Here is a 22,483-nt window from a genome sequence, read left to right as displayed (position 1 = left end):
GCCTACCCATTACTCTTGAGCCCAGAGCCACGCAGGGTGGCCATGGAGGAGTGAAATGAGGAGCAGCAACCCGGTCTTCTCGCGACGGGGGTTCAGCCGCGACAACGGCTACGCGGGCTTCAACGCCCAGCCGCAGGCCGGGGGCCCCGCTGTCGGCACGCAGGGGAACCCGTACGCACAGGGCTCCCCGTACGCCCCGCAGGGCGGCAACCCGTACGCGCAGAATCCTTACGCACAGAACCCGTACGCCCCGCAGGACGTCCAGCACGGCGCCCCGCCGCAGGCCCCGCCCACCGCCGACCGCATGACGATGGACGACGTGGTCGCCCGTTCGGCCATGACGCTCGGCACGGTCGTCGTCGGCGCGGTGCTCGCCTGGGCCCTGCTGCCGGTATCGCCGAGCAGCTGGGGTCTGGCCATCGGCGCCGCGCTCATCGCGATGGTCCTGGCCCTGGTCCAGGTGTTCAAGCGCAAGGCCTCGCCCGCGCTGATCCTGTCGTACGCCGCCTTCGAGGGCGTCTTCCTCGGCGTGATCAGCGAGATGTTCAACAGCCGCTGGTCGGGCGCGCCCTTCCAGGCGGTGCTCGGCACCATGGCGATCGCCGGCGCCACCCTGCTCGTCTACCGAGCGGGCTGGATCCGTGTCACCGCCAGGTACGCGCGCATCGGCATGACCATCGCCATCGGCTTCGTGCTCATCATGGCGGTCAACCTGCTGCTGGTCGTGTTCGGCATCGCGCCGGACGGCGGGCTGCGGAGCATGGGTCCCCTTGGTGCGATCGTCGGCATCCTGGCGCTCGTCCTGGGCGCGTTCTTCCTGACGCTGGACTTCAAGCAGATCGAGGACGGCGTCGCCTACGGCGCTCCGCGCCAGGAGTCCTGGATGGCCGCGTTCGGCCTGACCATGACCCTCGTGTGGATCTACATCGAGATGCTGCGCCTGGTCGCCATCTTCAGCGGCGACGACTAGCAGGGCCGTGCCCCCCGGACCACCACCGGGCGGTAGCGCCTGAAGGGCCCGTGAACCTCCGGTTCACGGGCCCTTCCTCGTGGTTCTCCCTGGTGCGCGCTTCAAAGCAGTTTGCGCGCGGCCCTCCTCAGGTCGTACTCGTGAATGATCGCTTTGGCGTGGCCGTACGCGAGGTCGTGCTCGGCGCGGAGCCAGCTGACCTTCTCCTCGAAGCGGAAGAGGGCGGGGCCTTCGTCGACGGTGCGCAACCAGTCGGACACTTCACGACCGGTGCAATGGGGGATGCGGGCGAGCATGTTGCGGTGGGTCTCCTCGGAGAAGACTTGGGACATCGGCGCCTCCGGACGCATGGGATGTAAGCCGGTCCTTCAAGTCACGGTGCCTGAGCGTTGGCCTGTTGGCAACAGTCCGGTTAAGGCGCGTAGTCTCGCGGCGTGCTCGATGCGACCCCTCTCACCCGTGCCGTGGACCATTTCGCCGACCGGCTGCGGGCCGCTCCGCAGAGCCGGCTCCAGAGGGGCGCGGCGGCCGAAGCGCTGGGCCTGGCCAGGGAGTTGGCACGGAGAGCCCAGCGGCTCGAGGACGCTCAGGGGCCGGTGCGGGAGATGCCCGACGCGGGGATGTTCGCCGCGGCCGACCAGGTCATGGTCGCCGGACACGATCTGGCCGCCGTACTGAGAACCGAGGGGGAGCTCGCGGAGGCGATGCGGCTCGTCGAGGAGGCGCAGAAACGCGCCGGGGTGTAGTTTCCGCTCCCGGCGCGTGGTGGCTCTCGTGGGGCTCACGGGCCCTTACAGCGACGCTATGACCCGGTCCGCCAGGATGTAGACGTTCTCCTCGCCGCAGGCGAAGGTCAGGGCGTACGCGCCCGAGACGGCCGAGCCGCCGAGGAGGACCGGGGTCTCGCCCTCCTGGAGGGCGGCGGCCAGCTGCTCGGCGGTCTCGCGGTGGCCGGGGGTCATGCAGAGCGTGGTGCCGTCGGCGAAGACGTAGACGTCGAGTGTGCCCAGCGGGCCGGGGCGGACGTCGGTCAGTTCCGTACGGGACTCCGCCAGGTCCTCCAGGCAGGCGACCGTACGTTCGTGATCGTTCAGGACCGGCGACTGGACCGGTACGAAGTCGGGGTGCGAGGGGTGGCGGCGGCGGGCCGCGGCCAGTTCGGGGGAGTCCGCTGCGAGTTCCTCGGCGTCGGCGCCGGGCTCCGTCACCGATTCCAGGTGGTCCAGGCCCGCGAAGTCCGACTGCCGGGGCAGGAACAGTTCGCTGTCCGGCAGGCCGAGCAGCGTGGGCGCGTCAGAGGCGTCACGCGCCTCCTGGGCGGCCCAGAACGCCCGCGCCTCGGCAAGCTCCCGCTCCCGCTCCTCCGCGAGCGCCTCGGCGACGGCAGTGCGTATCTCGTCCGTGTCGGCGGCCGAGCGTGCCGCGGGCACCACGGCACGCGGGCCCGCCACACGGCTCGCGGTGAGTTCCGTGTGCAGGGACGCGAGCTCCCGGCGCAGCCTGAGTACGGCGCGCAGGGTGGCGACGCCCACCGCCAGGGCGGCGGCCGCGGTGAGCAGTAGGGCAAGAGGGATGGCGCTCACTGACGTACTCCCGGTTTCAAAGTCGACCCCCGACTTCCTACATCAGCTTGAAGGGCGGACTATCCACCTGTCAGTGCGTAACGTCACGAAAAGGACTGGACATTCAGCCCGGAGTTCCCCGGAGGAACGGCTCTGACCTGCGTTAATCATTTCCCAAGGGGAGATAGGTCACATCCTGGGGGAGATTGGATCACAAAACGGCCCAGAGCCCTGGGGGTTGCTGGGTTCTGGGCCGCATTGGTCACGCCGGGTTCACCTGCTGTTACCCGTACGCACTTTCAGCTGAGGCGCTCGATGACCATCGCCATGCCCTGGCCGCCGCCGACGCACATCGTCTCCAGACCGAACTGCTTGTCATGGAACTGGAGGGAATTGATGAGCGTGGCGGTGATGCGGGCGCCGGTCATGCCGAAGGGGTGGCCGACCGCGATCGCGCCGCCGTTGACGTTCAACTTGTCGAGCGGGATGTTCAGGTCGCGGTAGCTCGGGATGACCTGGGCGGCGAAGGCCTCGTTGATCTCGACCAGGTCGATGTCGTCGATGGTCAGCCCGGCACGGGCGAGCGCCTGCTTGCTGGCCTCCACCGGGCCGTACCCCATGATCTCCGGGGAGAGGCCCGTCACACCCGTGGAGACGATGCGGGCGAGCGGGGTCAGGCCCAGCTCACGGGCCTTGGTGTCGCTCATGATGACCAGGGCGGCGGCGCCGTCGTTCAGCGGGCAGCAGTTGCCGGCGGTCACGAGACCGTCCGGGCGGAAGACCGGCTTGAGTCCCTGGACGCCCTCCATCGTGACGCCCGCACGCGGACCGTCGTCCTTGCTGACGACCGTGCCGTCCGGAGTGGTGACCGGGGTGATCTCGCGCTCCCAGAAACCGTTCTTGATGGCTTCCTCGGCGAGGTTCTGCGAACGGACGCCGAACTCGTCCATGTCCTGGCGGGTGACGCCCTTCAGCCGGGCCAGGTTCTCGGCGGTCTGGCCCATGGCGATGTACGGGTCGGGGACGAGGCCGTCTTCCCGAGGGTCGTGCCAGTCGGCGCCCTCGCTCTGCGCGACTTCGGCGGTACGGGCCTCGGCGTCGGCGAACAGGGGGTTGTGCGTGTCGGGCATCCCGTCGCTCGAGCCCTTCACGCTCCGGCTGACCATCTCCACGCCCGCCGAGATGAACACGTCGCCCTCGCCCGCCTTGATGGCGTGCAGGGCCATGCGGCTGGTCTGGAGCGAGGAGGAACAGTAACGGGTGATGGTGCAGCCCGGGAGGTGGTCCATGCCCATCTGCACGGCGACGATGCGGCCCAGGTTGTGGCCCTGCTCGCCGCCGGGGAGGCCGCAGCCGAGCATCAGGTCGTCGATGTCCTTCGGGTCCAGCGCCGGCACCTTGGCCAGGGCGGCCTCGATGATCGTGGCGGTCAGGTCGTCCGGGCGCAGGTCCTTCAGCGAGCCCTTGAAGGCGCGGCCGATCGGTGAGCGGGCGGCTGAGACGATCACGGCTTCGGGCATTACGGCTCCATTGGCGTATCGCGTACGAGTGTGACTTGGCAGGGCTGTGAGGGAAGTTACCCGCACGTACCGTCAAGGTCACGGGGATTGCCGTGTGACTCCGGCCGCTTTTTACTAAGCGCTCGCTTTGGGCTCCGTCGGGTGTGGGTTCGCGGGGCTGGGGGTTCTTTCCCCTACCCCGCCCCTTCCCGAAACTGGAGGCTGTGCCCCCAGGCCCCCCGCCAGGGGTGGGGGGGTGACAGTCGTGTCGCGGCTGCGGGTGCGTCGTGGCTGGTCGCGCCCCGCGGCGGAGCCGCTGATGTCACAGCCCCACGCCCCTGAAGGGGCGCGTCCCTGGAGCCGTCAGCCACACGTATTCGCACTTGCCCACGGCGCCGCACCCACCAACCACCCAAGGGGCGCGAGGAACTGCGCGACCAGCCACCCACACATCCGCACTCGACAACGAACCAACCGCTCAACCGCCGGAGGCAACTGGGTCCGTGGCCGGGACACGGCGACGGCGGCGGCGCTTCAAGAGGGCCCAGGGGCCACGCGGACCCGTGGGCACGGCCGCCGCGACCTCCGTACCGGCCTCGGAGGCCGCTTCCGCGGCGGCGCGGGCCACCGGCAGGAAGCCCTCGCGGCGGGACGCGTCCGGGCGCTCCTCCTCCGCCGGCCACAACCCCAGCGCAGCGCACACCGTGGGGAGTACCGCCATCGCGGCCGTCGCGTAACCCTCGGCGGAGGGGTGGTAGTTGTCGGGACCGAACAACTCCCGGGGATTGGCCGCGAACTCCGGACCCAACAGGTCCCCCAGAGACACCGTCCGCCCGCCCTGCTCCACAGCGCCAATCGTCTGCGCCGCAGCCAGTTGCCGAGAGGCCCGCCGAGCCAGCCACCGCAGCGGCTGCTGCACGGGCTCGATGGTGCCGAGATCGGGACACGTACCGACCACCACCTCGGCCCCGGCCGTACGAAGACGCCGTACCGCGGCAGACAGATGCCGTACCGACTGCGTCGCAGGCATACGGTGCGTGACATCGTTCGCGCCGACCATGATCACGCATACGTCGGGGACCCGATCCGGGTCCCCGAGAGCCAGGACGACCTGGCGGTCCAGGTCGTCCGACTGGGCGCCCGGCAACGCCACGTTCCGCAACTCCACAGGCCGCTCGGCCACCGCAGCGAGCCCCGAGGCCAGCAACGCACCCGGCGTCTGGCGAGCCCGGTGCACACCCTGCCCCGCAGCCGTGGAATCACCGAGCATGGTCAGCCGCAAGGGGGCATCGGCACCGGCGTACACAAGCCCGTACAGTCCGTCCGCGCTGGGCGGATGCGGACTGTGGCCGTTCCCCACCTGCCGCTTCGCCAACTGCACCTCGGCCAGCACAAGGCCGATCGTCGCCGCGCCCAGCAGCCCGATCCCACCGCCGCCATACGCCGCGCCCGCCGCGATCCGCCGTGCCACCCTCGCCCTCGACAAGCTCGACATGCGAAGCCGCCACCTCCTTCAAACCCGTACACACACTGCTTGCCCCGCGGAGGCTGCCGGCCAATCTCAACACAGCGTGAACGCCCAGTACGGGGCTTAGGCTGACGGAACCACCCCGACCATTTCTTTTCAGCTCCGGAGACAACGGTGCAATTCCACGACTCGATGATCAGTCTCGTCGGCAACACCCCGCTGGTGAGGCTCAACAGCGTGACCGCCGGCATCCAGGCGACCGTCCTCGCGAAGGTCGAGTACTTCAACCCCGGCGGCTCCGTGAAGGACCGCATCGCCCTGCGCATGATCGAGGCCGCGGAGGAGAGCGGAGCCCTGAAGCCCGGGGGCACGATCGTCGAGCCGACCAGTGGCAACACGGGCGTCGGGCTCGCCATCGTGGCGCAGCAGAAGGGGTACAAGTGCATCTTCGTGTGCCCCGACAAGGTGTCCACCGACAAGATCAATGTGCTGCGCGCGTACGGCGCCGAGGTCGTCGTATGCCCGACCGCCGTGGATCCCGAGCACCCGGACTCGTACTACAACGTCTCCGACCGGCTGGTGCGGGAGACTCCCGGAGCCTGGAAGCCCGACCAGTACTCCAACCCGAACAACCCCCTCTCGCACTACCACTCCACCGGCCCCGAGCTGTGGGAGCAGACGGAGGGGAAGATCACGCACTTCATCGCCGGAGTCGGGACCGGGGGCACCATCTCGGGTACGGGGCGGTATCTGAAGGACGTGAGTGACGGCAAGGTCCAGGTCATCGGCGCCGACCCGGAGGGTTCCGTGTACTCCGGCGGATCCGGGCGGCCGTACCTCGTGGAGGGCGTGGGCGAGGACTTCTGGCCCACCGCCTACGACCGCACCGTCGCGGACGAGATCGTCGCCGTGTCCGACAAGGACTCCTTCCAGATGACGCGACGGCTCGCGAAGGAGGAGGGGCTGCTCGTCGGCGGATCCTGCGGGATGGCCGTCGTGGCGGCGCTGGAGGTGGCCTCGCGGCTCGGGCCCGATGATGTGGTGGTTGTGCTGCTGCCGGACAGTGGGCGCGGGTACCTCAGCAAGATCTTCAATGATGAATGGATGGCCGACTACGGCTTCCTGGAGGACAGCGGGCCGAGCGCGCGTGTCGGCGATGTGCTCAGCGACAAGGCGGGCGGTTCCATCCCCTCGCTCGTCCATATGCATCCGGAAGAGACGGTCGGGGAGGCGATCGAGGTGCTGCGCGAGTATGGCGTCTCGCAGATGCCGGTCGTCAAGCCGGGCGCCGGACACCCGGACGTGATGGCTGCCGAGGTCGTCGGCTCGGTCGTCGAACGGGAGCTGCTGGGCGCCCTGTTCAGCAAGTCGGCCTCCCTCGAGGACCCGCTGGAGAAGCACATGTCGGCGCCGCTGCCGCAGGTCGGCTCCGGTGAGCCGGTGGCCGACCTGATGTCCGTACTCGGGGCGGCGGATGCGGCCATCGTGCTGGTCGAGGGCAAGCCGACGGGGGTCGTCAGCCGTCAGGACCTGTTGTCCTTCCTGGCCAAGAGCAACCGGCAGTAGGAATTCCGGTGAACTGCGCGTGCCGGAGGGAAACTTCCGGCACGCCTGACCCGTGCGGAACTTCGCGGAAGTGGTACGAGCGCGTCACGTCCGCGCAGCACCGGCTTAACACGGGTCCGGCACTGTTGTGGATGTCGGCAAGGGCGGGAGCGGCTCCCCGCTCGGGCCGACGCCGAACGGCGCCAAGGACCTCCGGAGCGGCTCCCGGACCTCCATGGACGCCACGGACGCGTAAGCCCGGCCCTGACCCGGCCCGCGTCCCTCGCGGGGACCGCCGTCGTCCCGCCCCCCGTTCACGGGGGTGCGGCGGTCCCCGCGCATAGCCCCCCCTTGCGCCTAAACCGGCGCCGCTCTCGCGGACCTGGTTGCTCGCCGTCGGGGTATCTCAATTGATGGTTGTGGTCGCCGCCGGTTGAAAGACGGGGTCAGTCTTCCCAGTCCGAGTCCGGCTTCTTCCTGCCGCGGCCGAACAGCGGGGTGTGGCGGGCGACCTGGACCACGTTGACGCCCACGATGCCCGTCCAGGCGATGAGGAGGCCGGGCAGGTCCGCGACGCCCCCGCCGATCGCGGACAGGGGGATCGCGAGGACCAGCGAGACGATCCCGAAGCCGAAGCGCTCGCCCCAGGAATCGTTCGCCTGCGGGGAACGTGAGCCCCGGGCCACCACCATCTGCTGTTCCGCGACCTGCCGTCGTACCCGGCGCTCGATCGCGCCGTCCATGCGCTGCTCGACCTTCTCGAGGAAGGAGTCGACCAGCGCCGAGTCGTACTCGTCGCCCAGTTCCCTTCGCGCGTGCAGGGTGGCGTCGAGTTCCTTTTTGAGTTCGGCGTCGCGGGCATCCATACCGGTCATGTGCTTACCGTAAGGAGCCCTGGCCCGCTTGGCACTGGGGTTAGCCCCCCTGTCTTCGCTGGGCCGTGCCCCCGGCTGTACCCGTATCCCTGTTATTTCGTCAGGCCCTTCTTCTCGGCGTACGCGTTCGCCACGTCCTCCGGGTCCTTCTTGTCCTTGTCGACCTGACGGTTGAGCTCGGTGAGATCCGCGGTGGTGAGGACGTTGCCGAGCTCGGCGAGGGCCTTGCGGACGGTCGAGTCGGCCCTGCGGTCGGCGATCAGGGGGACGACGTGCTGGCCGGGGATCAGGTTCCTGGGGTCGGTGAGGACGACCCACTGGTTCTCCTGGATGTCGGTGTCGGTGGTGAAGAGGTTCGCCACGTCCACGTCGCCCTTCTTGAGGGCGCCCTTCACCAACGGCCCAGAGGAATCAAGGGACTTGAACTCCTTGAACTCGACGCCGTACACCTCCTGAAGGCCCACCACGCCGACCTCGCGCTTCTTCACCTCGGGCGCGGCGCCGATGACGAGCTTGCCGTTCTGCTTCTTCAGGTCGGCGAGCGAGGCGAGGCCGTACTTTTCGGCGGTCTCCCGGGTGACGGCGAACGCGTCGGAGTCCTCGGCCTTGCCGTACGGCAGCACCTGGAGCCCGGCGGGCAGGGCCATCGCGAGGGCGTTCTGCATCTCGCCCTCCTCGGTGGCCTGCGACTTGGGGTCGACGTAGTGGAGGAGCGCGCCCTGGTACTCGGGAAGCAGGTCGATGTCGCCGCCCTTGATGGCGGGGATGAGGATCTCGCGGGTGCCGAGGTTGGGGCGGACGGTCGTCTCGACGCCCGCGGCGTCGAGTACGGCTGCGTAGAGGTACCCGAGGACCTGGTTCTCGGTGAAGTTGGCGGTGCCGATGGTGATGCCGCTCTTGCTGGAGCCGCCACCGCTGCCGGCGCCGCCCTCGCCGTCGAGCGAGGTGATGCCGCTGCTGCAGGCGGCGAGCGCGGGGACGGAGGCGGCGGCGAAGAGGCCGCCGAGGAGGGTGCGTCGGTTCATCAGAAGTGTGCTCCTAGGCCTGGGCCGGGCGGTGGCGGAAGAGGGCGCGTTGGAGGGCGGAGAGGGCGAGGTCCAGGGCGACGGCGACCACGGCGACCAGCACCGCGCCGCCCAGCACCTGCACCAGGTCGCGTTGGGCGAGCCCGTCGAACACGTAGCGCCCCAGGCCGCCGAAAGACACGTATGCGGCGATGGTGGCCGTCGCCACCACCTGGATCAGTGCGAGGCGCAGGCCGGTCATGATCAAGGGGAGCGCGAGGGGCAGTTCGACCTGGAACAGGACCTGGTGCCAGCGCATGCCCTGGCCGCGCGCGGCGTCTTTCACATCGGGGTCGACGGCGTTCATGCCCGCGTACGTGTTCGTCACGATCGCGGGGACGGCGAGGGCGACCAGCGCGACGTACACCGGCCACATCGACAGACCGCTGGCGAGGAAGACCAGCACGACCAGGCCGACGGTCGGGAGCGCGCGGCCGAAGGACGCGAGGTTGATCGCGAGGAACGCGCCGCGTCCGGTGTGCCCGATGAGCAGGCCCAGCGGGAGGGCGATCGCGGCTGCCACCAGGGTGGCGAGGAGCGAGTACTGGAGGTGTTCGGCGAGGCGGTGTCCGATGCCGTCGGGGCCGGACCACTGCTCGCCGCTGACCAGCCACTCGCCGAGGTTCTTGAAGAGTTCGTACATGGGCTCAGGCCGCCCTTTGCTTCCGGTGGGTCCATGGCGTGAGTACGTACTGGAGGGCGACCAGCAGCGCGTCCGCGACCAGCGCCAGCAGCAGGGTCAGGACCACGCCGACGATCACCGGTGTGGGGAAGTTGCGCTGGAAGCCGTCGGTGAAGAGCTGGCCGAGGCCGCCGTCGCCGATGTAGGTCGCCACGGAGACGAGCGAGATCGACATGACCGTCGCAATGCGGACGCCCGCCATGATCACCGGGAGCGCCAGCGGGAGTTCGACGGTGAGGAGGGTTCGGAAGGGGCGGGTGCCCATGGCCTTCGCGGCCTCTTTGGTCTTCGCCGGTACCGAGTCGAGGCCCTCGACCGTGTTTCTGAGCAGGACGACGAGGGTGTAGATCGTCAGGCCGATGACGGTGGTGGCGCGGGTGAGCCCGCTCACCGGCAGCAGGAGGACGAAGACCGCGATCGACGGGATCGTGAACAGGACGTTGGAGAGGCCGAGGAGGAGGCCGCGCAGGGGACGGATCCGGTGGGCGATCACGGCCAGGGGGAGGGAGATCAGCACCCCGAAGAAGACGGCGGAGAGGGCGGCCTGGAGGTGGGAGAGGGTGAGGCTGGTGAGGTCGTCGGTGTGGTCGCCTATCCACGACCAGTCGATGGTCATATGGCGGCGCCCGCTGTGCTGTGGGTGCTGTGTGCCTCGCCCGCGTGCTCGTGGATCTCCTCGCGGGAGGTGACGCCGGTGAGGGCGCCGTCCGCGTCGACACGTGCCACGAAACCGGTCGGGGAGGCGATGGACTCGTTGAGCGCGGCGAGCAGCGAGTCGGTGTCCTTGAGGGGACGTACGGGGAGTTCCGCGTCCTGAGCGCGCCAGTGCTGGGGCCTGCGGGCGTCGTCGAGGACGAGCTCCCAGGTACCGCCCTCGGGAGCCGGGCCCCGAGGCACGTCCGCGAGCGTCGTCAGCGACAGGAGTTTCAGCCCTCGCTCGGCGCCCAGGAAGTCCGCGACGAACTCGTCCGCCGGGCGCGCCAGCAGTTCCGCGGGAGCCGCGCACTGGACGAGGTGGCCGCCGGTGCGGAAGATCGCTATGCGGTCGCCGAGCCGTACCGCCTCGTCGACGTCGTGCGTGACGAAGACGATCGTCTTGCTCAACTCCTTCTGGAGCCTGAGCAGTTCGTCCTGGAGCTGGGTGCGGACGACCGGGTCGACCGCGCCGAACGGCTCGTCCATCAGGAGGACGGGCGGGTCGGCGGCGAGCGCGCGGGCGACGCCGACGCGCTGCTGCTGGCCACCGGAGAGCTGGTGCGGGTAGCGCTTCCCGGCCTCGGCCGTCAGGCCGACCGTCTCCAGGAGCTCCGCGGCCCGCGCCCGCGCCTTCCTGCGGCCCCAGCCGAGGAGCAGCGGCACCGTCGCGATGTTGTCGAGCACCGTGCGGTGCGGGAAGAGGCCCGACTGCTGGATGACGTAACCGATGGCGCGGCGCAGCTCCGCGGCGTCCTGTTCCAGCACGTCACGGCCGCCGACGCGGATGGTTCCGGAGGTCGGCTCGACCATCCGGTTGATCATCCGCAGGGTGGTCGTCTTGCCGCAACCTGAAGATCCCACGAGGACGGTCACGCCGCCTTCGGGCATCTCCAGGGAGAGGTCGTGAACCGCCGTGGTGCCGTTCGGGAAGCGCTTGTGGACCGCATCGAACTGGATCATGAGGTGTCCCTTGCCCGGCGTGCATATCGTCATGCAGAGTTCTTGGTGTCTGAATAGGTTGTCAACGCCTCGGAGTAAAACGCGGGTTACAGATGACCGACAGGCAAGATCGAATGTCCGAGTTTGATAGGAGTTCGCGTGTGATGTCGTCTCGGATCGTGGACGTGCCAGGTGACGCCGCCCCGGACTCCGGGGCTCTCACGCCCGGTCTGGTCGTCCTCGACGGGTACGGCACCGGCGTCGCGGACATCGTGCGCCTCGCCGACGGAGCCGCCCGGCCCGTCCCCGGCACCGAGGCGATGAAGCGCGTCGAGGAGTCCTGGGACGCGGCGCGGCGGATCGCCGCGACCGGGCGCGTGTACGGCCGCTCCACCGGAGTCGGCGCCAACCGGAACGAAGATGTGCCGACCGAGGCGGCCGCCGACCACGGTCTGCGGCTGCTGCGCAGCCACGCAGGGGCGATCGGCGCGGAGCTGCCCGCGCGGCAGGTGCGGGCGATGCTGGCCGTACGGGCGAACCAGCTGCTCGCGGGCGGTGCGGGCCTGCGGCCCACCATCGTCACGGCACTGTGCGAGGCGCTGGAGACCGGGGCGTATCCGGTCGTGAACGAGTTCGGCTCGGTTGGCACCGGGGACATCGCGGCCCTCGCCCAGGTGGGGCTGGCGCTCGCGGGGGAGCACCCTTGGCGAGAGGCGGAACCCGGGTGGCGTACGCCGGGAGCGGGTGGGCCGGAGGCGGACGGGCAGCAGGCAGACGGGCGGGGACCGCGCGGTCCGGGGGCGGACGGTCCGGGAGCGCACGGTTCGGGGACGGACGATGCGCCCGAGGCGCAGCCCCTCGACAACAACGACGCGCTCGCCCTGATCAGCAGCAATGCCCTCACCCTCGGCCAGTCCGCGCTCGCCCTGCACGAGCTGCGCGGGCTGATCGGGGCCACGCAGGTCGTCGCCGCGCTGTCCCTGGTCGCGGTGGACGGCTCGCACGAGGCGTACGCGGCGCCCGTGCACGCCGCGCGCCGGCACCGCGCGACGGCCGAAGTGGCGCGCCGCATGCGGGAGTTGACCGGCGCCGCCGACCGCCCGACACCGCCGCTCGGGCGCCTGCAGGACCCGTACGGATTCCGCTGCCTGCCCCAGATCCACGGCCCCGCGCTCGACGCCGCCGACGCCCTCGAAGAGGTGCTGACGGTCGAGATCAACGCCGCCGCCGAGAACCCGCTGATCAGCGCCGAGGACATGGCCGCCTACCACCACGGCGGCTTCTACCAGGCCGGACTCGCCCTGGCCCTCGACCACTTCAGGCTCTCCCTCACCCAGGTCGCGCGGCTGTCGACGTCCCGCCTTTCGACCCTGAACGAACCCGCCTACACCCGGCTGCGTCCCTTCCTCGCCGACCATGAGGCCGCGTCCTCCGGCGTGATGATCCTGGAGTACGCCGCCGGTGCCGCCCTCGGTGATCTGCGCGCCTTCTCCGCGCCCGCCTCGCTCGGCCACGCTGTACTCTCCCGGGGCGTCGAGGAGCAGGCGAGCTTCGCCTCGCTCGCCGCACGTCAGACGTTGCGCGCCTGCGACGCGTACCGTCTCGTCGTCGGCTGCGAACTCGTCGCCGCGGTACGGGCCCTGCGGCAGCGTGAGCTGCGGCCGGAGCCGGAGCTGCCGGTGGGCCGGGCGCTGGAACTCGCCGAGTCGGTGCTCGACGCGGACCAGACCGACCGGCCGCTCACGGACGACGTGACGGCGGCGGCCGTACTGCTCGACCGGTTCACGGACATCTGGAGGGGGAGCACGGCATGAGCGTGGACAGGGATACGGGCACGATGACGGGCGCGGACGCAGACATGGACGGGGACGGGAACGCGGGCGTGGACAGGGAGATGACGGTGACGGACAGTTCTGCCGCGCGTCTGCAGGCCCTCTTCGAGGGGCACCGCCTGACGCCGACACAGCGGCGTATCGCGCACAGCATGGTGCGGCGGGCGGCCGACGTGCCGTTCCTGTCGAGCGTCGAACTCGCGGAACTCGCCGGTGTCAGCCAGCCCTCCGTCACCCGCTTCGCCGTCGCGCTCGGCTTCGACGGCTACCCGGCGCTGCGCAAGCACCTGCGGGAGGTCGCGCCCCCAGGGCCGGTCGCGGACACCGCCTCGTACAACGAGTACCAGCAGGCCGTCGAGGCCGAGATCGAGAACCTGCGGCATCTGGCCTCCGCACTGGCCGATCCGCGACCGGTGGAGCGGGCGGGGCGGCTGCTCGCGGCGTCGTGTCCGCTGCCGGTCCTCGGGCTGCGGGCGGCGGCCTCCCAGGCGTACGGCTTCTCGTACTTCGCGGCCAAGGTCCATCCGGACGTCCGGCTGCTGCACGAGGGCGGCACGATGGTCCACGACCGGATCGACTCGGCGGTACGGGCCGGGGCGACAGCTCTGCTGTGCTTCGCGCTGCCGCGTCATCCGCGCGAGGTCGTGGACACGCTGGCGTATGCGAAGGAGGCAGGGCTGACCGTGGTGACCGTCGCGGACTCGGCGTTCGCGCCGGTGGCGAAGGAGTCGGATCTGCTGCTGCCCGCGGCGGTCGGTACGGGGCTCGCCTTCGACACAGCCTGTGCGCCGATGCTGCTCGGGCGGGTGCTGCTGGAGGCCATGTGCGACAACCTTCCGGACGCGCAGGCGCGGCTGGAGGAATTCGACGGGCGGGCGGCTGCGCGGGGCTTGTTCGTCGAGTAGTCGGCTTGTTAAGACTCGTCTCACATTCGGTCGCTAACCTGCGCGGCCGAAGAGACTGCCGGAGAGACTTCGGGCCTTCGGACAAGGACGAGGAGGCGGGAAGGTGACGCGCGGAGGTCAGGGACTGGCCCGGGTGGCCGTCGTCGTACGGGCCGGTGCCGTGCCGCTGTGGTGGCTGGGCGTGTTCGCGGCGGGCGTCGGCGTGCTGGTGCCGGGTGTGACCGGGCGTCGGATCGGCGTGATCGCGGGGGCGGCACTGTTCCTCGTCACGGCGGCCGTGGTGGCGCTGCTGCACAGGAAGCGGTACGTCGCCCTGGCCGGCGGTGCCGCCCGTGCGGGCAAGCACGATGTCCTCCAGGACCGTGCCGTAACCGCGCGCAACTGGCGCCGGGGGCATCGCTGGTGGCTGCTCCTCGCCTTCCTGGCCGCGCTGGGCAGTGCGTTCGCGGTGCCCGCGGCTGGGGGCATGCTGCTCGCCGGGGTGGGGGCCGGGCTGCGGTTGAAGGCCGCGTGGCTGGGCCGCCTCGAGCGCGGCTCCGAGGCGTTGTTGTGGGTCCGCGTCGACTGGCTCAGCCGTGGGGCGGGTGCCCCGGCGGGTAAGCGGGTCAAGGCCTACCGGGCCACGGGTATCGCGGCGGGCGACGCCGCGCCCGGTGGGTCGCGGCGTCGGGGTGGAGTCCTGGTGTAGTGGGGCGGCTGCCGCTGGGTGGTCGCGTGCCATGAGGACGGGCCCGGCTCGGGACTTCGCCGGCCGGGGCCGCCTCCAGCCCTCTTGGGCCCTCTTAATCCTCGCCCCGTACCCGGAGCACCACCTTGTTCACCGCCCACAGGCCCACGCCGATCGCCAGCAGTACCGCCGCGCGGATGTACACGTCCGCCGGGCGGTCGGCCAGGGGGCTGGCCAGGATCAGGGCGGTGATCGCGCCCAGGATCGGAAGGAACGTCGGGGTGCGGAAGTGGGCGTGGTCCACGGGGTCGCGGCGTAGGACCAGGACCGTGATGTTGACCACGGCGAAGACGCACAGGAGGAGGAACGCCGTCGTGTCGCCCAGGCCCTCGATCTCGCCCGTGGAGACCAGGCCGATCGCGAGCACGGTGACGAAGACGATGCCGACCACGGGGGTGCGGCGGCGGCGCAGGACGCGGCCCATGCCGCGGGGCAGGATGCGTTCGTTGGCCATGCCGTAGCACAGGCGCGAGGCCATCATGATGTTGATCAGCGCGGAGTTGGTGACGGCGAACAGCGCGATGAGCGCGAAGAGTTTGTGCGGGAAGTCGACACCGCCCGCCTTCACGACCTCCAGCAGCGGGCCGCTCGACCCCTCCAGCACCTTGTAGTCGACCAGGAGTGACGATACGAGCGCCACCAGCACATAGATCGTGCCCGTCACCGCCACCCCGATGAAGATCGCCCGCGGGAAGGTCCGTACGGGATCCTTCGTCTCCTCCGCCATGTTGACCGAGTCCTCGAAGCCCACGAACGCGAAGAAGCCGAGCGCCGTGGCCCCCAGCACGCCGGTGATCAGGGCGTATCCGGTGCCACTTGCCTCGAACTCGCCGAGCCGGGACGGCTCCCCGTCACCCGTCAGTACGGCGTACGCGCCGATCGCGAGGATGATCAGCAGGCCCGTCAGCTCGACGAGGGTCAGGACCACGTTCGTCTTCACCGACTCCGAGACGCCCCGCAGGTTCAGGCCGGCGAGGAGCAGAATGAAGCAGATCGCGATGAGCGTCGGCGGGAGTGCGTCTCCTGTCAGCTCGGAGAGATAGTCGCCGCTGAATGCGCGGGCCGCCGCACTCGCGGACGACAGGCCCGAGGCCATCACCATGAAGGCGACGATGAAGGTGAGGAAGGGGACCTTGAAGGCCTTCTGTGTGTAGAGGGCCGCTCCGGCCGCCTTCGGGTACTTGCCGACGAGTTCGACGTACGACGCCGCCGTCAGGATCGCCACGACGAAGCCGATGACGAACGGCAGCCACAACGCCCCGCCGACTTTTCCCGCGACGGCGCCGGTCGTGGCGTAGATGCCCGTCCCGAGAATGTCGCCGATCACGAAGAGAACCAGCAGTTTGGGGCCGATGGCCCGCTTGAGCCCCGGTTCCTCGGCGGGCGACTGCGCGCCCGTGGTGGTTTCGGCGGTGGACAAGAGAACCTCCCCCGGTCGGTGATCCGTCCGGGGGAGTTCTGCCCGGTCGTGTGTCCGGGATGCGTGCGGGTTCGATTCTCAGAGGTTCACCTGAGGTTCCGTCAGACCTCCAGGTCCGCCTCGATCTTCTTCAACTGGTGGCGTGCCATCGCCAGGTTGGCCCGCTTGGAGTCGAGGACCAGGTAGAGGAAGAGGCCGTTGCCGCCGCGGCCGGTGAGCAGGCGGATCAGGTGGTACTGGTCGGACAGGGTGATCAGGATGTCCTCGATGTCGCCCTTCAGGCCCAGGTGTTCCATGGTGCGGAGCTTGGCGCGTACGACGTCGGTGTTGCCGGCGGCCGCGACAGTGAGGTCGAAACTCTTGCTGCCGCCCAGTGTGCCCAGCGCCATGCCGCTGGTGTAGTCGACGAGCGCGGCTCCGGTCGCGCCCTCGATGGAGGCGAGGGCTTCCTTCAACGTGGTTTCGGTGTTGGCCATGGTGTGGCGTCCTCTCAACTCTCGTTGGTGGTAGTGGTGTTGGCGATAGATCGGTTGGTGGTTCGGCTTGTGCTCCGCCCGTTGGGCTGGGCGGTCTGTGTGCTCTGGGCAGTCCGCGCGGCCTGTGTCGCCTGTGCGGTCCGTGCGGTCCTGGGCCGCGTGGGCTTTGTCGGGCGCGTCGGAAGCGCCGATTTGTCCGTGGTCGTGGAGGCGGCCTGCGACGGGCCCTTGGATCCGGAGGTGGATCCGGCGGTACGCGGAGGCGGTGCCGCGCGGGCCGTCGCTGCGTCGACCAGCTCGCCGATACGGGTCCCGGCGCGGCGTCCCTCCAGGTGCAGGCGTCCGACGTTGACCCGGTCCTGCGCCAACAGCGTCAGTACGGCCGAGGAGCCGGCCGAGTACGTCGCCACGTAGCCGTTCGTGCCGCGTACGAGCAGCTCGCGGAGGTCGCCCTGGCCGGTGTCGTCCGTCAGCCGCACGGCGACGCCCAAAGCGGCGGCGGTGAGCGCGGCCAGGCCCTCCGGTTCCACGCCGGGCGTGTCCCGGGCGATGACCAGTCCGTCGACGCTGGCCGCGAGCGCGCCGGTCAGCTGGGGTACACGGGCCCGCAACCGGTGGAGTTCGTCGAGGACTTCGGCCTCCGCCGCCATGAGCAGTCTCCTCTCGGCACGCTGTCGAAGCGCGCGGATCACAGGGCCTCCAGGGCGTCTCTCAGGCGGCGCAGCAGAGCGACGTCGGGGTCGGCCGAGGGTTGGGTGAGCAGGACTGACGCGGGGTCGAGGGCGGGCGGCGGCTGCTCGGGCGCCGCGTCCGCCCGGGGTGGCCGCGGTGGCTGGGCCGGCCGGGGCGGACGGGGTGGCCGGAGGGGCTCGGAAGCCGTCGTCACGATGCCCGCCGTGGCGAGCCTGCGCAGTTCGACCAGGGTGTGGAAACCGGGCCTGCCCAGGGCGAGCGAGATGTCGGCGGCCGTGCGAACCCCGTTGACCTGGCCCAGCACCGCTTCCTGGCGGGCCGGGACCGGCGGTTCGGCGGCACGGTCGGTCCGTACCAGCGGGGCGGTGTCCGTCGCCGGATCGGGCCAGATGCGGTGCAGCAGCTCGCGGCGGCGCAGGGTCTCGCGCTCCAGCACGGCCACCGGCACGGGGCGCACCGGCCCGAGCCAGTGCGCGGCCCCGTACCGAAAGCGCGCCGGGGCGCTGGACGGGCCCAGAACGAAGTACGCCGCGTCGAACAGCGCCGCCACGAGGCACAGCTCCAGCACACCCTCGGTGACCCGGCCGCTGTCGACCAGGAACCGCCCGACCCGCTGATCCTCCCCGGCCCGCGCGACCGCCTCCCGCCACACCCCGGAGTCCAGAACACCCCCGGTGGTGAGCAGCACGTCGAGCCCTGGGCTCTCGGGGCTCTCGGCGTATGTGACCCGGCCGTCGGCGAGATGGAGCGCACCGCGCTCGCGCAGCAGCGCACCAGTGGCGCGCTCCTCGGCGAGCCGACGCAGCATCGGGGAGACACCAGGGCCGAACGAGCGGCGCCGCAAAGGCAGTCGGGGCGGAGGCGTGCTGACCACGGTCATCCCAGCACCAGCCGTCCGGCCATCTCGCCGAGCCGTATGCGGGCCAGCGCGAGGTTGCCGTCGGAGCGGGCCAGCCACAGGTGCAGGAAGACGCTGCTGTCGAAGCTCGTCGCCACGAACCGCAGGACGTGGTACGTGTCGACGTTGCTGATGATCAGGTCCTCGACAGGCGGGTCCTGCGCTGCCTCGTCCGGCCCCGCCTCCGGCGCGAACGCCCGGTGCTCCGCCGCGAGCCGCGCCAGTTCCGCCGCCTCCGCCGCGGTCGTCTCGTGGTCACCGCCCGGCGCGTCCCCGACCGTGCCCAGCGCCAGGCCGCTGGTCCAGTCGACCACCGCGGCGCCCAGGGCACCGGGCAGCCTCATGGCCTCCAGCAGACACTCGTCGATTCCGGGCACCTGGGCTCCCCTCCCGCCTCGGGTACGGCTGAGTGACCACGAAGCTACGCACCGTGTGCGTGAGGAGTGAGGATTCCGGCATTTTCCAGCGGAACATGCGCCAGCTGACTAAGGTGGATCAACTGACCTTCTGCGGGGGTGCGTTGGCGTCCTGATGGCAGCCGGTGGCCTGACGTGGGCGGATGGCTCCGGGCCCTGGGTCCGGTCTGTGAGACCACCGCGTCAATCCGACACCATGCACCGTCGAGTTGAAGCGCGCGGCGCTCCGCGCGCCGGGGTGCGCCCCGTCAGGGGCGCGGGGCTGTGACAACATGCGGCTCCGCCGGGATGGGGGTCCCCCGGCTCATGGGCGCCCCCCGCTCGAGCGAAGCCGAATATGGGGGAGACGCCGATAGTGCGGGAGCGACCAGCCGCATACGGCGGCAGATTTCGTACCGCCTACCCGCGGAGCGAGCCGTGTCGCTACAGCTCCGACAAGCGCCCCGAATGGCCTCCGCCCGACTCCGCCACGATCTCCTCCAGCGTCTGCGGCGTCCGGACGGTCGCGAACCGCACCCCGCGCTCCGCGTCCGGCCCGAACCCATAAATCCCCGGCCGCGGAAGCGAGTTGTACGCGTAGTGGTGCGCGAAGTTGTACGCACCCGTGTCCAACGCAGCCACGTAGTCGCCCTGTTCGAACAACGGCAGTGCACGCCCCTCGGCCAGCAGGTCACCCGCGAAGCACGCGGGACCCGCCACGTCCTGCACGACCTCGGGCCCGGCCTTGGGGCGCCCCTTCGCGTCGTACGCCCCCACCCGCAGCGGCCACGTCGCCGGCGCGTACACCGTGCGGGTCGCCACCTGCACGCCTGCGTGCGTCACCGCGATCGCACGCCCGCCGGCGCTCTTCGCGTACTCGACCCGTGCCAGCACCACCCCGTGCTTGGCCAGCAGTGACCGCCCGAACTCCGTGACCAGTCCGTACCGCCCGTCGAACAGCCCCGGCACGGTCCGGACCAGCAGCCGCGCGTACTCCGCGTAGGTCGGGCTCTGGGTGTCCGACGCGTAGTTCACCGGGAGTCCGCCGCCGATGTCGAGCGTGTCGATCTGCCGCCGTCCGGCGCGCTCGTTGATCTCCTCGGCGAGCCCGTACGTCTGTGCAGCCCCGCGCGCCAGCAACTCCAGCGGCATCCCCTGCGAACCGGAGTGCGCATGCAGCCGGGTCAGCCACGGCCGGTCCAGATACGCCCGTACGACCCACTCCCGCGCCCCCTCGTCCCGCAGCGCCACCCCGAACTTCGAGGTCGCCGTCGCCGTGGACATCGCTTCGATCGAACCCACGCCGACCTGCGGATTCACCCGCAGTCCGATAGGTGACCGGGTCGACGCCGACTGGACAAGGCCGTCGATACGGTCCAGCTCCTGCGGGTTGTCCGCGTTGACCGCGATACCGAGCGCCAGCGCCTCCCGCAGCTCCGCCGGGGTCTTGGCCGGGGAGTCGAGAACGGTATGGGTCGGGGGCACCCCGGCCGCGCGGGCGAGGGCCAGTTCACCGGCGCTGGCCACCTCCGCGCCGAGGCCCTCCTCGTGCAGCAGTCGCAGCACCGGTACGAGCGGCGCCGCCTTCACCGCGAACGCGTGCAGCACCGGCGTACCCGGTGCCACCACCGCTTCGAAGGCCGCGCGCAGTGCCGCCGCCGAGCTGCGGATGCCGGTGATGTCGAGGAGTCCGATGATGGGGGCGGCGGGGCCCACGAGCCCCTGTTCCACGGCCGCGCGGACCGCGTCGTCCCGCCGCGCGACCCCGTTCGTCGCTGCATCCGCCGCGTCCTGCGCTTCGCCCGATGGGTGCGTGTCCCCTGTGTATGCCGTCATGGATTCAGCCAAACACCCGTACGGCGCGGGCGCCGACGCAGGGCACGTATTGACTAGTTCTATTCATCGAGTCAGGATGTGAATAGCTCTGCAATGAGCGCCTGCGATGGGCGCCTGCAACGACCGATTGCGGTGACTGATTGCGGGGACTGATCGCAGAGGCCGATTGCCGAGACCGACTGCAACGCCGGAGCATCCACCAGCCCGCCAGGAGGCAGCCCATGTCAGGACCCCGCCCGGTACGAGCGCCCCGCGGTACGGAACTGAGCGCCCTGGGATGGCAGCAGGAAGCCGCCCTGCGGATGCTGCAGAACAACCTCGATCCCGAGGTCGCCGAGCACCCGGACAAGCTCGTCGTCTACGGCGGCACCGGCAAGGCCGCCCGCGACTGGCGCTCCTTCGACGCCATGGTCCGTACGCTGCGCACCCTCAAGCAGGACGAGACGATGCTCGTCCAGTCCGGCCGCCCGGTCGGCGTCATGCAGACCCACGAGTGGGCGCCGCGCGTGCTCATCGCCAACTCGAACCTGGTGGGCGACTGGGCGAACTGGGAGGAGTTCCGGCGCCTGGAGCAGCTCGGACTCACCATGTACGGCCAGATGACGGCCGGTTCGTGGATCTACATCGGTACGCAGGGCATCCTGCAGGGCACCTACGAGACGTTCGCGGCGGTCGCCGCAAAGCGGTTCGGGGGTTCGCTCGCCGGGACGATCACCCTCACCGCCGGGCTCGGTGGCATGGGCGGCGCCCAGCCGCTCGCCGTGACGATGAACGACGGCGTCGCCATCTGTATCGACTGTGACCCGCGGGCGATCGAGCGCCGTATCGAGCACCGGTTCCTGGACGTACGCGCCGACTCGCTCGAGCACGCCCTCCAACTCGCCGTGGAAGCGCGCGACGCCCGGCGCCCGCTGTCGATCGGGCTGCTCGGCAACGCCGCCGAGCTGCTGCCGCGCATGCTCGCCGAGGGTGCCCCCGTCGACATCGTGACCGACCAGACCTCGGCCCACGATCCGCTGTCCTACCTGCCGATCGGCGTGGACTTCGACGACATGGCCTCGTACGCGGCCAAGGACCCGGCGGGCTTCACCACCCGGGCCCGCGAGTCCATGGCCCGGCACGTGGAAGCGATGGTCGGCTTCATGGACGCCGGTGCCGAGGTCTTCGACTACGGCAACTCCATCCGTGGCGAGGCCCAACTCGTCGGATACGAGCGGGCGTTCGCCTTCCCCGGCTTCGTGCCCGCCTACATCCGGCCGCTGTTCTGCGAGGGCAAGGGACCCTTCCGGTGGGCCGCGCTGTCCGGTGAGGCCTCGGACATCGCCAAGACGGACAAGGCGATCCTCGACCTCTTCCCCGAGAACGAATCCCTCCACCGCTGGATCAAGATGGCCGGTGAGCGGGTTCACTTCCAGGGGCTTCCGGCGCGTATCTGCTGGCTCGGGTACGGGGAGCGGGACCGAGCGGGGGAGCGGTTCAACGACATGGTCGCGAGCGGGGAGTTGCAGGCCCCGCTCGCCATCGGCCGCGACCACCTCGACTGCGGGTCCGTGGCCTCCCCGTACCGCGAGACCGAGGCGATGCTCGACGGCTCCGACGCGATTGCCGACTGGCCGCTGCTGAATGCCATGGTGAACGTGGCTTCGGGGGCGTCCTGGGTGTCCCTGCACCACGGGGGTGGTGTGGGGATGGGGCGGTCCATCCATGCCGGGCAGGTGTCCGTGGCCGACGGTACGAAGCTGGCCGGGGAGAAGATTCGCCGGGTTCTGACGAATGACCCCGGGATGGGGGTCATCCGGCATGTGGATGCGGGCTATGACATCGCGGAGTCGGTGGCGGACGAGCGCGGTGTGCGGGTGCCTATGCGGGAGGGCGAGTGAGCCTGCCGTCCGGTGGGGGGCGGGATTCTTCCCCCACCCCACCCCTTCCCGAAACTGGGGGCGCTGCCCCCGGGCCCCACTGGGGGCTCCGCCCCCAGACCCCCGATCGGCCTGAACGGCC

22 protein-coding genes are annotated in these 22,483 nt (G+C 70.4%); 7 read left to right on the top strand and 15 right to left on the bottom strand.

The window, feature by feature from the left end; genetic code table 11:
* Nucleotides 1-55: 55 nt before the first annotated feature.
* Complete coding sequence (locus ABD357_RS02430; RefSeq protein ID WP_344387138.1) at nucleotides 56-970, top strand: Bax inhibitor-1/YccA family protein; 915 nt, start codon at nucleotides 56-58, stop codon at nucleotides 968-970.
* Nucleotides 971-1,071: 101 nt separating this feature from the next.
* Here ABD357_RS02430 and ABD357_RS02425 read toward each other — a convergent pair whose 3' ends face one another.
* Nucleotides 1,072-1,302 carry a DUF4287 domain-containing protein gene (locus ABD357_RS02425; protein ID WP_165342835.1) on the bottom strand — a complete coding sequence of 77 codons (231 nt, stop codon included), beginning with the start codon at nucleotides 1,300-1,302 and terminating at the stop codon, nucleotides 1,072-1,074.
* A gap of 102 nt (nucleotides 1,303-1,404) precedes the next feature.
* On the opposite strand from ABD357_RS02425, the gene ABD357_RS02420 reads away from it, so the two are divergent.
* Nucleotides 1,405-1,716 carry a hypothetical protein gene (locus tag ABD357_RS02420; RefSeq protein WP_344387136.1) on the top strand — a complete coding sequence of 104 codons (312 nt, stop codon included), beginning with the start codon at nucleotides 1,405-1,407 and terminating at the stop codon, nucleotides 1,714-1,716.
* Between the two features lie 45 nt (nucleotides 1,717-1,761).
* Here ABD357_RS02420 and ABD357_RS02415 read toward each other — a convergent pair whose 3' ends face one another.
* From ABD357_RS02415 to ABD357_RS02405, 3 genes are all read right to left on the bottom strand, one after another.
* The gene (locus ABD357_RS02415; RefSeq protein ID WP_344387181.1) at nucleotides 1,762-2,544 is read right to left on the bottom strand and encodes a hypothetical protein; all 783 of its coding nucleotides are present in this window, start codon (nucleotides 2,542-2,544) and stop codon (nucleotides 1,762-1,764) included.
* A 287-nt stretch (nucleotides 2,545-2,831) separates the two neighbouring features.
* A complete protein-coding gene (locus ABD357_RS02410; RefSeq protein ID WP_344387134.1) occupies nucleotides 2,832-4,052 on the bottom strand; it encodes an acetyl-CoA C-acetyltransferase in 1,221 nt (406 codons plus the stop codon).
* Between the two features lie 457 nt (nucleotides 4,053-4,509).
* Nucleotides 4,510-5,526 (bottom strand): SGNH/GDSL hydrolase family protein, encoded by a 1,017-nt coding sequence (locus ABD357_RS02405; RefSeq protein ID WP_344387133.1) that lies wholly within the window; start codon nucleotides 5,524-5,526, stop codon nucleotides 4,510-4,512.
* Between the two features lie 147 nt (nucleotides 5,527-5,673).
* Here ABD357_RS02405 and ABD357_RS02400 point away from each other — a divergent pair, with 147 nt between their 5' ends.
* Entirely contained in the window at nucleotides 5,674-7,065 is a 1,392-nt protein-coding gene (locus ABD357_RS02400) for a cystathionine beta-synthase (protein ID WP_344387131.1), read from the top strand.
* A 425-nt stretch (nucleotides 7,066-7,490) separates the two neighbouring features.
* Here ABD357_RS02400 and ABD357_RS02395 read toward each other — a convergent pair whose 3' ends face one another.
* The 5 genes from ABD357_RS02395 to ABD357_RS02375 form a co-directional block, all read right to left on the bottom strand.
* Nucleotides 7,491-7,919 (bottom strand): hypothetical protein, encoded by a 429-nt coding sequence (locus ABD357_RS02395; RefSeq protein WP_344387129.1) that lies wholly within the window; start codon nucleotides 7,917-7,919, stop codon nucleotides 7,491-7,493.
* Nucleotides 7,920-8,011: 92 nt separating this feature from the next.
* Nucleotides 8,012-8,944 carry an ABC transporter substrate-binding protein gene (locus tag ABD357_RS02390; RefSeq protein ID WP_344387128.1) on the bottom strand — a complete coding sequence of 311 codons (933 nt, stop codon included), beginning with the start codon at nucleotides 8,942-8,944 and terminating at the stop codon, nucleotides 8,012-8,014.
* A 13-nt stretch (nucleotides 8,945-8,957) separates the two neighbouring features.
* Nucleotides 8,958-9,626 carry an ABC transporter permease gene (locus ABD357_RS02385; RefSeq protein ID WP_344387126.1) on the bottom strand — a complete coding sequence of 223 codons (669 nt, stop codon included), beginning with the start codon at nucleotides 9,624-9,626 and terminating at the stop codon, nucleotides 8,958-8,960.
* Between the two features lie 4 nt (nucleotides 9,627-9,630).
* Nucleotides 9,631-10,281: an ABC transporter permease gene (locus ABD357_RS02380; RefSeq protein WP_344387125.1), complete on the bottom strand. Its 651-nt coding sequence runs from the start codon at nucleotides 10,279-10,281 to the stop codon at nucleotides 9,631-9,633.
* A complete protein-coding gene (locus tag ABD357_RS02375; RefSeq protein WP_344387124.1) occupies nucleotides 10,278-11,321 on the bottom strand; it encodes an ABC transporter ATP-binding protein in 1,044 nt (347 codons plus the stop codon). Before ABD357_RS02375 ends, ABD357_RS02380 begins: the two co-directional genes overlap by 4 nt.
* Before the next feature lie 143 nt (nucleotides 11,322-11,464).
* Between ABD357_RS02375 and ABD357_RS02370 the strand changes: the two genes are divergently transcribed.
* The 3 genes from ABD357_RS02370 (at nucleotide 11,465) to ABD357_RS02360 (ending at nucleotide 14,725) form a co-directional block, all read left to right on the top strand.
* Nucleotides 11,465-13,114 carry an aromatic amino acid ammonia-lyase gene (locus tag ABD357_RS02370; protein WP_344387122.1) on the top strand — a complete coding sequence of 550 codons (1,650 nt, stop codon included), beginning with the start codon at nucleotides 11,465-11,467 and terminating at the stop codon, nucleotides 13,112-13,114.
* A 44-nt stretch (nucleotides 13,115-13,158) separates the two neighbouring features.
* Nucleotides 13,159-14,037, top strand: a complete 879-nt coding sequence (locus ABD357_RS02365; RefSeq protein ID WP_425584723.1) for a MurR/RpiR family transcriptional regulator — start codon at nucleotides 13,159-13,161, stop codon at nucleotides 14,035-14,037.
* A 103-nt stretch (nucleotides 14,038-14,140) separates the two neighbouring features.
* Complete coding sequence (locus tag ABD357_RS02360) at nucleotides 14,141-14,725, top strand: hypothetical protein (RefSeq protein WP_344387120.1); 585 nt, start codon at nucleotides 14,141-14,143, stop codon at nucleotides 14,723-14,725.
* Nucleotides 14,726-14,819: 94 nt separating this feature from the next.
* On the opposite strand, the gene ABD357_RS02355 is transcribed toward ABD357_RS02360, so the two are convergent.
* From ABD357_RS02355 to ABD357_RS02330, 6 genes are all read right to left on the bottom strand, one after another.
* Nucleotides 14,820-16,184 carry an APC family permease gene (locus tag ABD357_RS02355; protein WP_344387118.1) on the bottom strand — a complete coding sequence of 455 codons (1,365 nt, stop codon included), beginning with the start codon at nucleotides 16,182-16,184 and terminating at the stop codon, nucleotides 14,820-14,822.
* Between the two features lie 101 nt (nucleotides 16,185-16,285).
* Nucleotides 16,286-16,660, bottom strand: a complete 375-nt coding sequence (locus tag ABD357_RS02350) for a roadblock/LC7 domain-containing protein (protein WP_344387117.1) — start codon at nucleotides 16,658-16,660, stop codon at nucleotides 16,286-16,288.
* A gap of 14 nt (nucleotides 16,661-16,674) precedes the next feature.
* Nucleotides 16,675-17,310, bottom strand: coding sequence for a roadblock/LC7 domain-containing protein (locus tag ABD357_RS02345; protein WP_344387116.1), 636 nt, complete (start codon nucleotides 17,308-17,310; stop codon nucleotides 16,675-16,677).
* Nucleotides 17,311-17,348: 38 nt separating this feature from the next.
* The gene (locus ABD357_RS02340) at nucleotides 17,349-18,233 is read right to left on the bottom strand and encodes a hypothetical protein (protein WP_344387115.1); all 885 of its coding nucleotides are present in this window, start codon (nucleotides 18,231-18,233) and stop codon (nucleotides 17,349-17,351) included.
* Entirely contained in the window at nucleotides 18,230-18,628 is a 399-nt protein-coding gene (locus tag ABD357_RS02335; protein WP_344387114.1) for a hypothetical protein, read from the bottom strand. Before ABD357_RS02335 ends, ABD357_RS02340 begins: the two co-directional genes overlap by 4 nt.
* A 462-nt stretch (nucleotides 18,629-19,090) precedes the next feature.
* Complete coding sequence (locus ABD357_RS02330; protein ID WP_344387113.1) at nucleotides 19,091-20,482, bottom strand: type III PLP-dependent enzyme domain-containing protein; 1,392 nt, start codon at nucleotides 20,480-20,482, stop codon at nucleotides 19,091-19,093.
* 221 nt (nucleotides 20,483-20,703) lie between these two features.
* Between ABD357_RS02330 and hutU the strand changes: the two genes are divergently transcribed.
* Nucleotides 20,704-22,362 (top strand): urocanate hydratase, encoded by a 1,659-nt coding sequence (hutU, locus tag ABD357_RS02325; protein WP_344387111.1) that lies wholly within the window; start codon nucleotides 20,704-20,706, stop codon nucleotides 22,360-22,362.
* The last annotated feature ends 121 nt before the right edge of the window (nucleotides 22,363-22,483 follow it).

This window comes from Streptomyces vastus (assembly GCF_039532825.1).
GTDB classification, from domain to species: Bacteria; Actinomycetota; Actinomycetes; order Streptomycetales; family Streptomycetaceae; genus Streptomyces; species Streptomyces vastus.
The sequence above is the reverse complement of the archived record's forward strand: the minus strand, read 5'-3'. Positions and strand labels throughout refer to the sequence as shown.

Bases quoted from the DNA above. Each gene is read 5' to 3' on its own strand.
- ABD357_RS02370 (WP_344387122.1), top strand. From the start codon at position 11,465: ATGTCGTCTCGGATCGTGGACGTGCCAGGTGACGCCGCCCCGGACTCC.
- ABD357_RS02375 (WP_344387124.1), bottom strand. From the start codon at position 11,321: ATGATCCAGTTCGATGCGGTCCACAAGCGCTTCCCGAACGGCACCACG.
- ABD357_RS02410 (WP_344387134.1), bottom strand. From the start codon at position 4,052: ATGCCCGAAGCCGTGATCGTCTCAGCCGCCCGCTCACCGATCGGCCGC.
- ABD357_RS02385 (WP_344387126.1), bottom strand. From the start codon at position 9,626: ATGTACGAACTCTTCAAGAACCTCGGCGAGTGGCTGGTCAGCGGCGAG.
- ABD357_RS02340 (WP_344387115.1), bottom strand. From the start codon at position 18,233: ATGACCGTGGTCAGCACGCCTCCGCCCCGACTGCCTTTGCGGCGCCGC.
- ABD357_RS02395 (WP_344387129.1), bottom strand. From the start codon at position 7,919: ATGACCGGTATGGATGCCCGCGACGCCGAACTCAAAAAGGAACTCGAC.
- ABD357_RS02350 (WP_344387117.1), bottom strand. From the start codon at position 16,660: ATGGCCAACACCGAAACCACGTTGAAGGAAGCCCTCGCCTCCATCGAG.
- ABD357_RS02330 (WP_344387113.1), bottom strand. From the start codon at position 20,482: ATGACGGCATACACAGGGGACACGCACCCATCGGGCGAAGCGCAGGAC.
- ABD357_RS02390 (WP_344387128.1), bottom strand. From the start codon at position 8,944: ATGAACCGACGCACCCTCCTCGGCGGCCTCTTCGCCGCCGCCTCCGTC.
- ABD357_RS02405 (WP_344387133.1), bottom strand. From the start codon at position 5,526: ATGTCGAGCTTGTCGAGGGCGAGGGTGGCACGGCGGATCGCGGCGGGC.
- ABD357_RS02365 (WP_425584723.1), top strand. From the start codon at position 13,159: ATGGACGGGGACGGGAACGCGGGCGTGGACAGGGAGATGACGGTGACG.
- hutU (WP_344387111.1), top strand. From the start codon at position 20,704: ATGTCAGGACCCCGCCCGGTACGAGCGCCCCGCGGTACGGAACTGAGC.
- ABD357_RS02430 (WP_344387138.1), top strand. From the start codon at position 56: ATGAGGAGCAGCAACCCGGTCTTCTCGCGACGGGGGTTCAGCCGCGAC.
- ABD357_RS02380 (WP_344387125.1), bottom strand. From the start codon at position 10,281: ATGACCATCGACTGGTCGTGGATAGGCGACCACACCGACGACCTCACC.
- ABD357_RS02345 (WP_344387116.1), bottom strand. From the start codon at position 17,310: ATGGCGGCGGAGGCCGAAGTCCTCGACGAACTCCACCGGTTGCGGGCC.
- ABD357_RS02425 (WP_165342835.1), bottom strand. From the start codon at position 1,302: ATGTCCCAAGTCTTCTCCGAGGAGACCCACCGCAACATGCTCGCCCGC.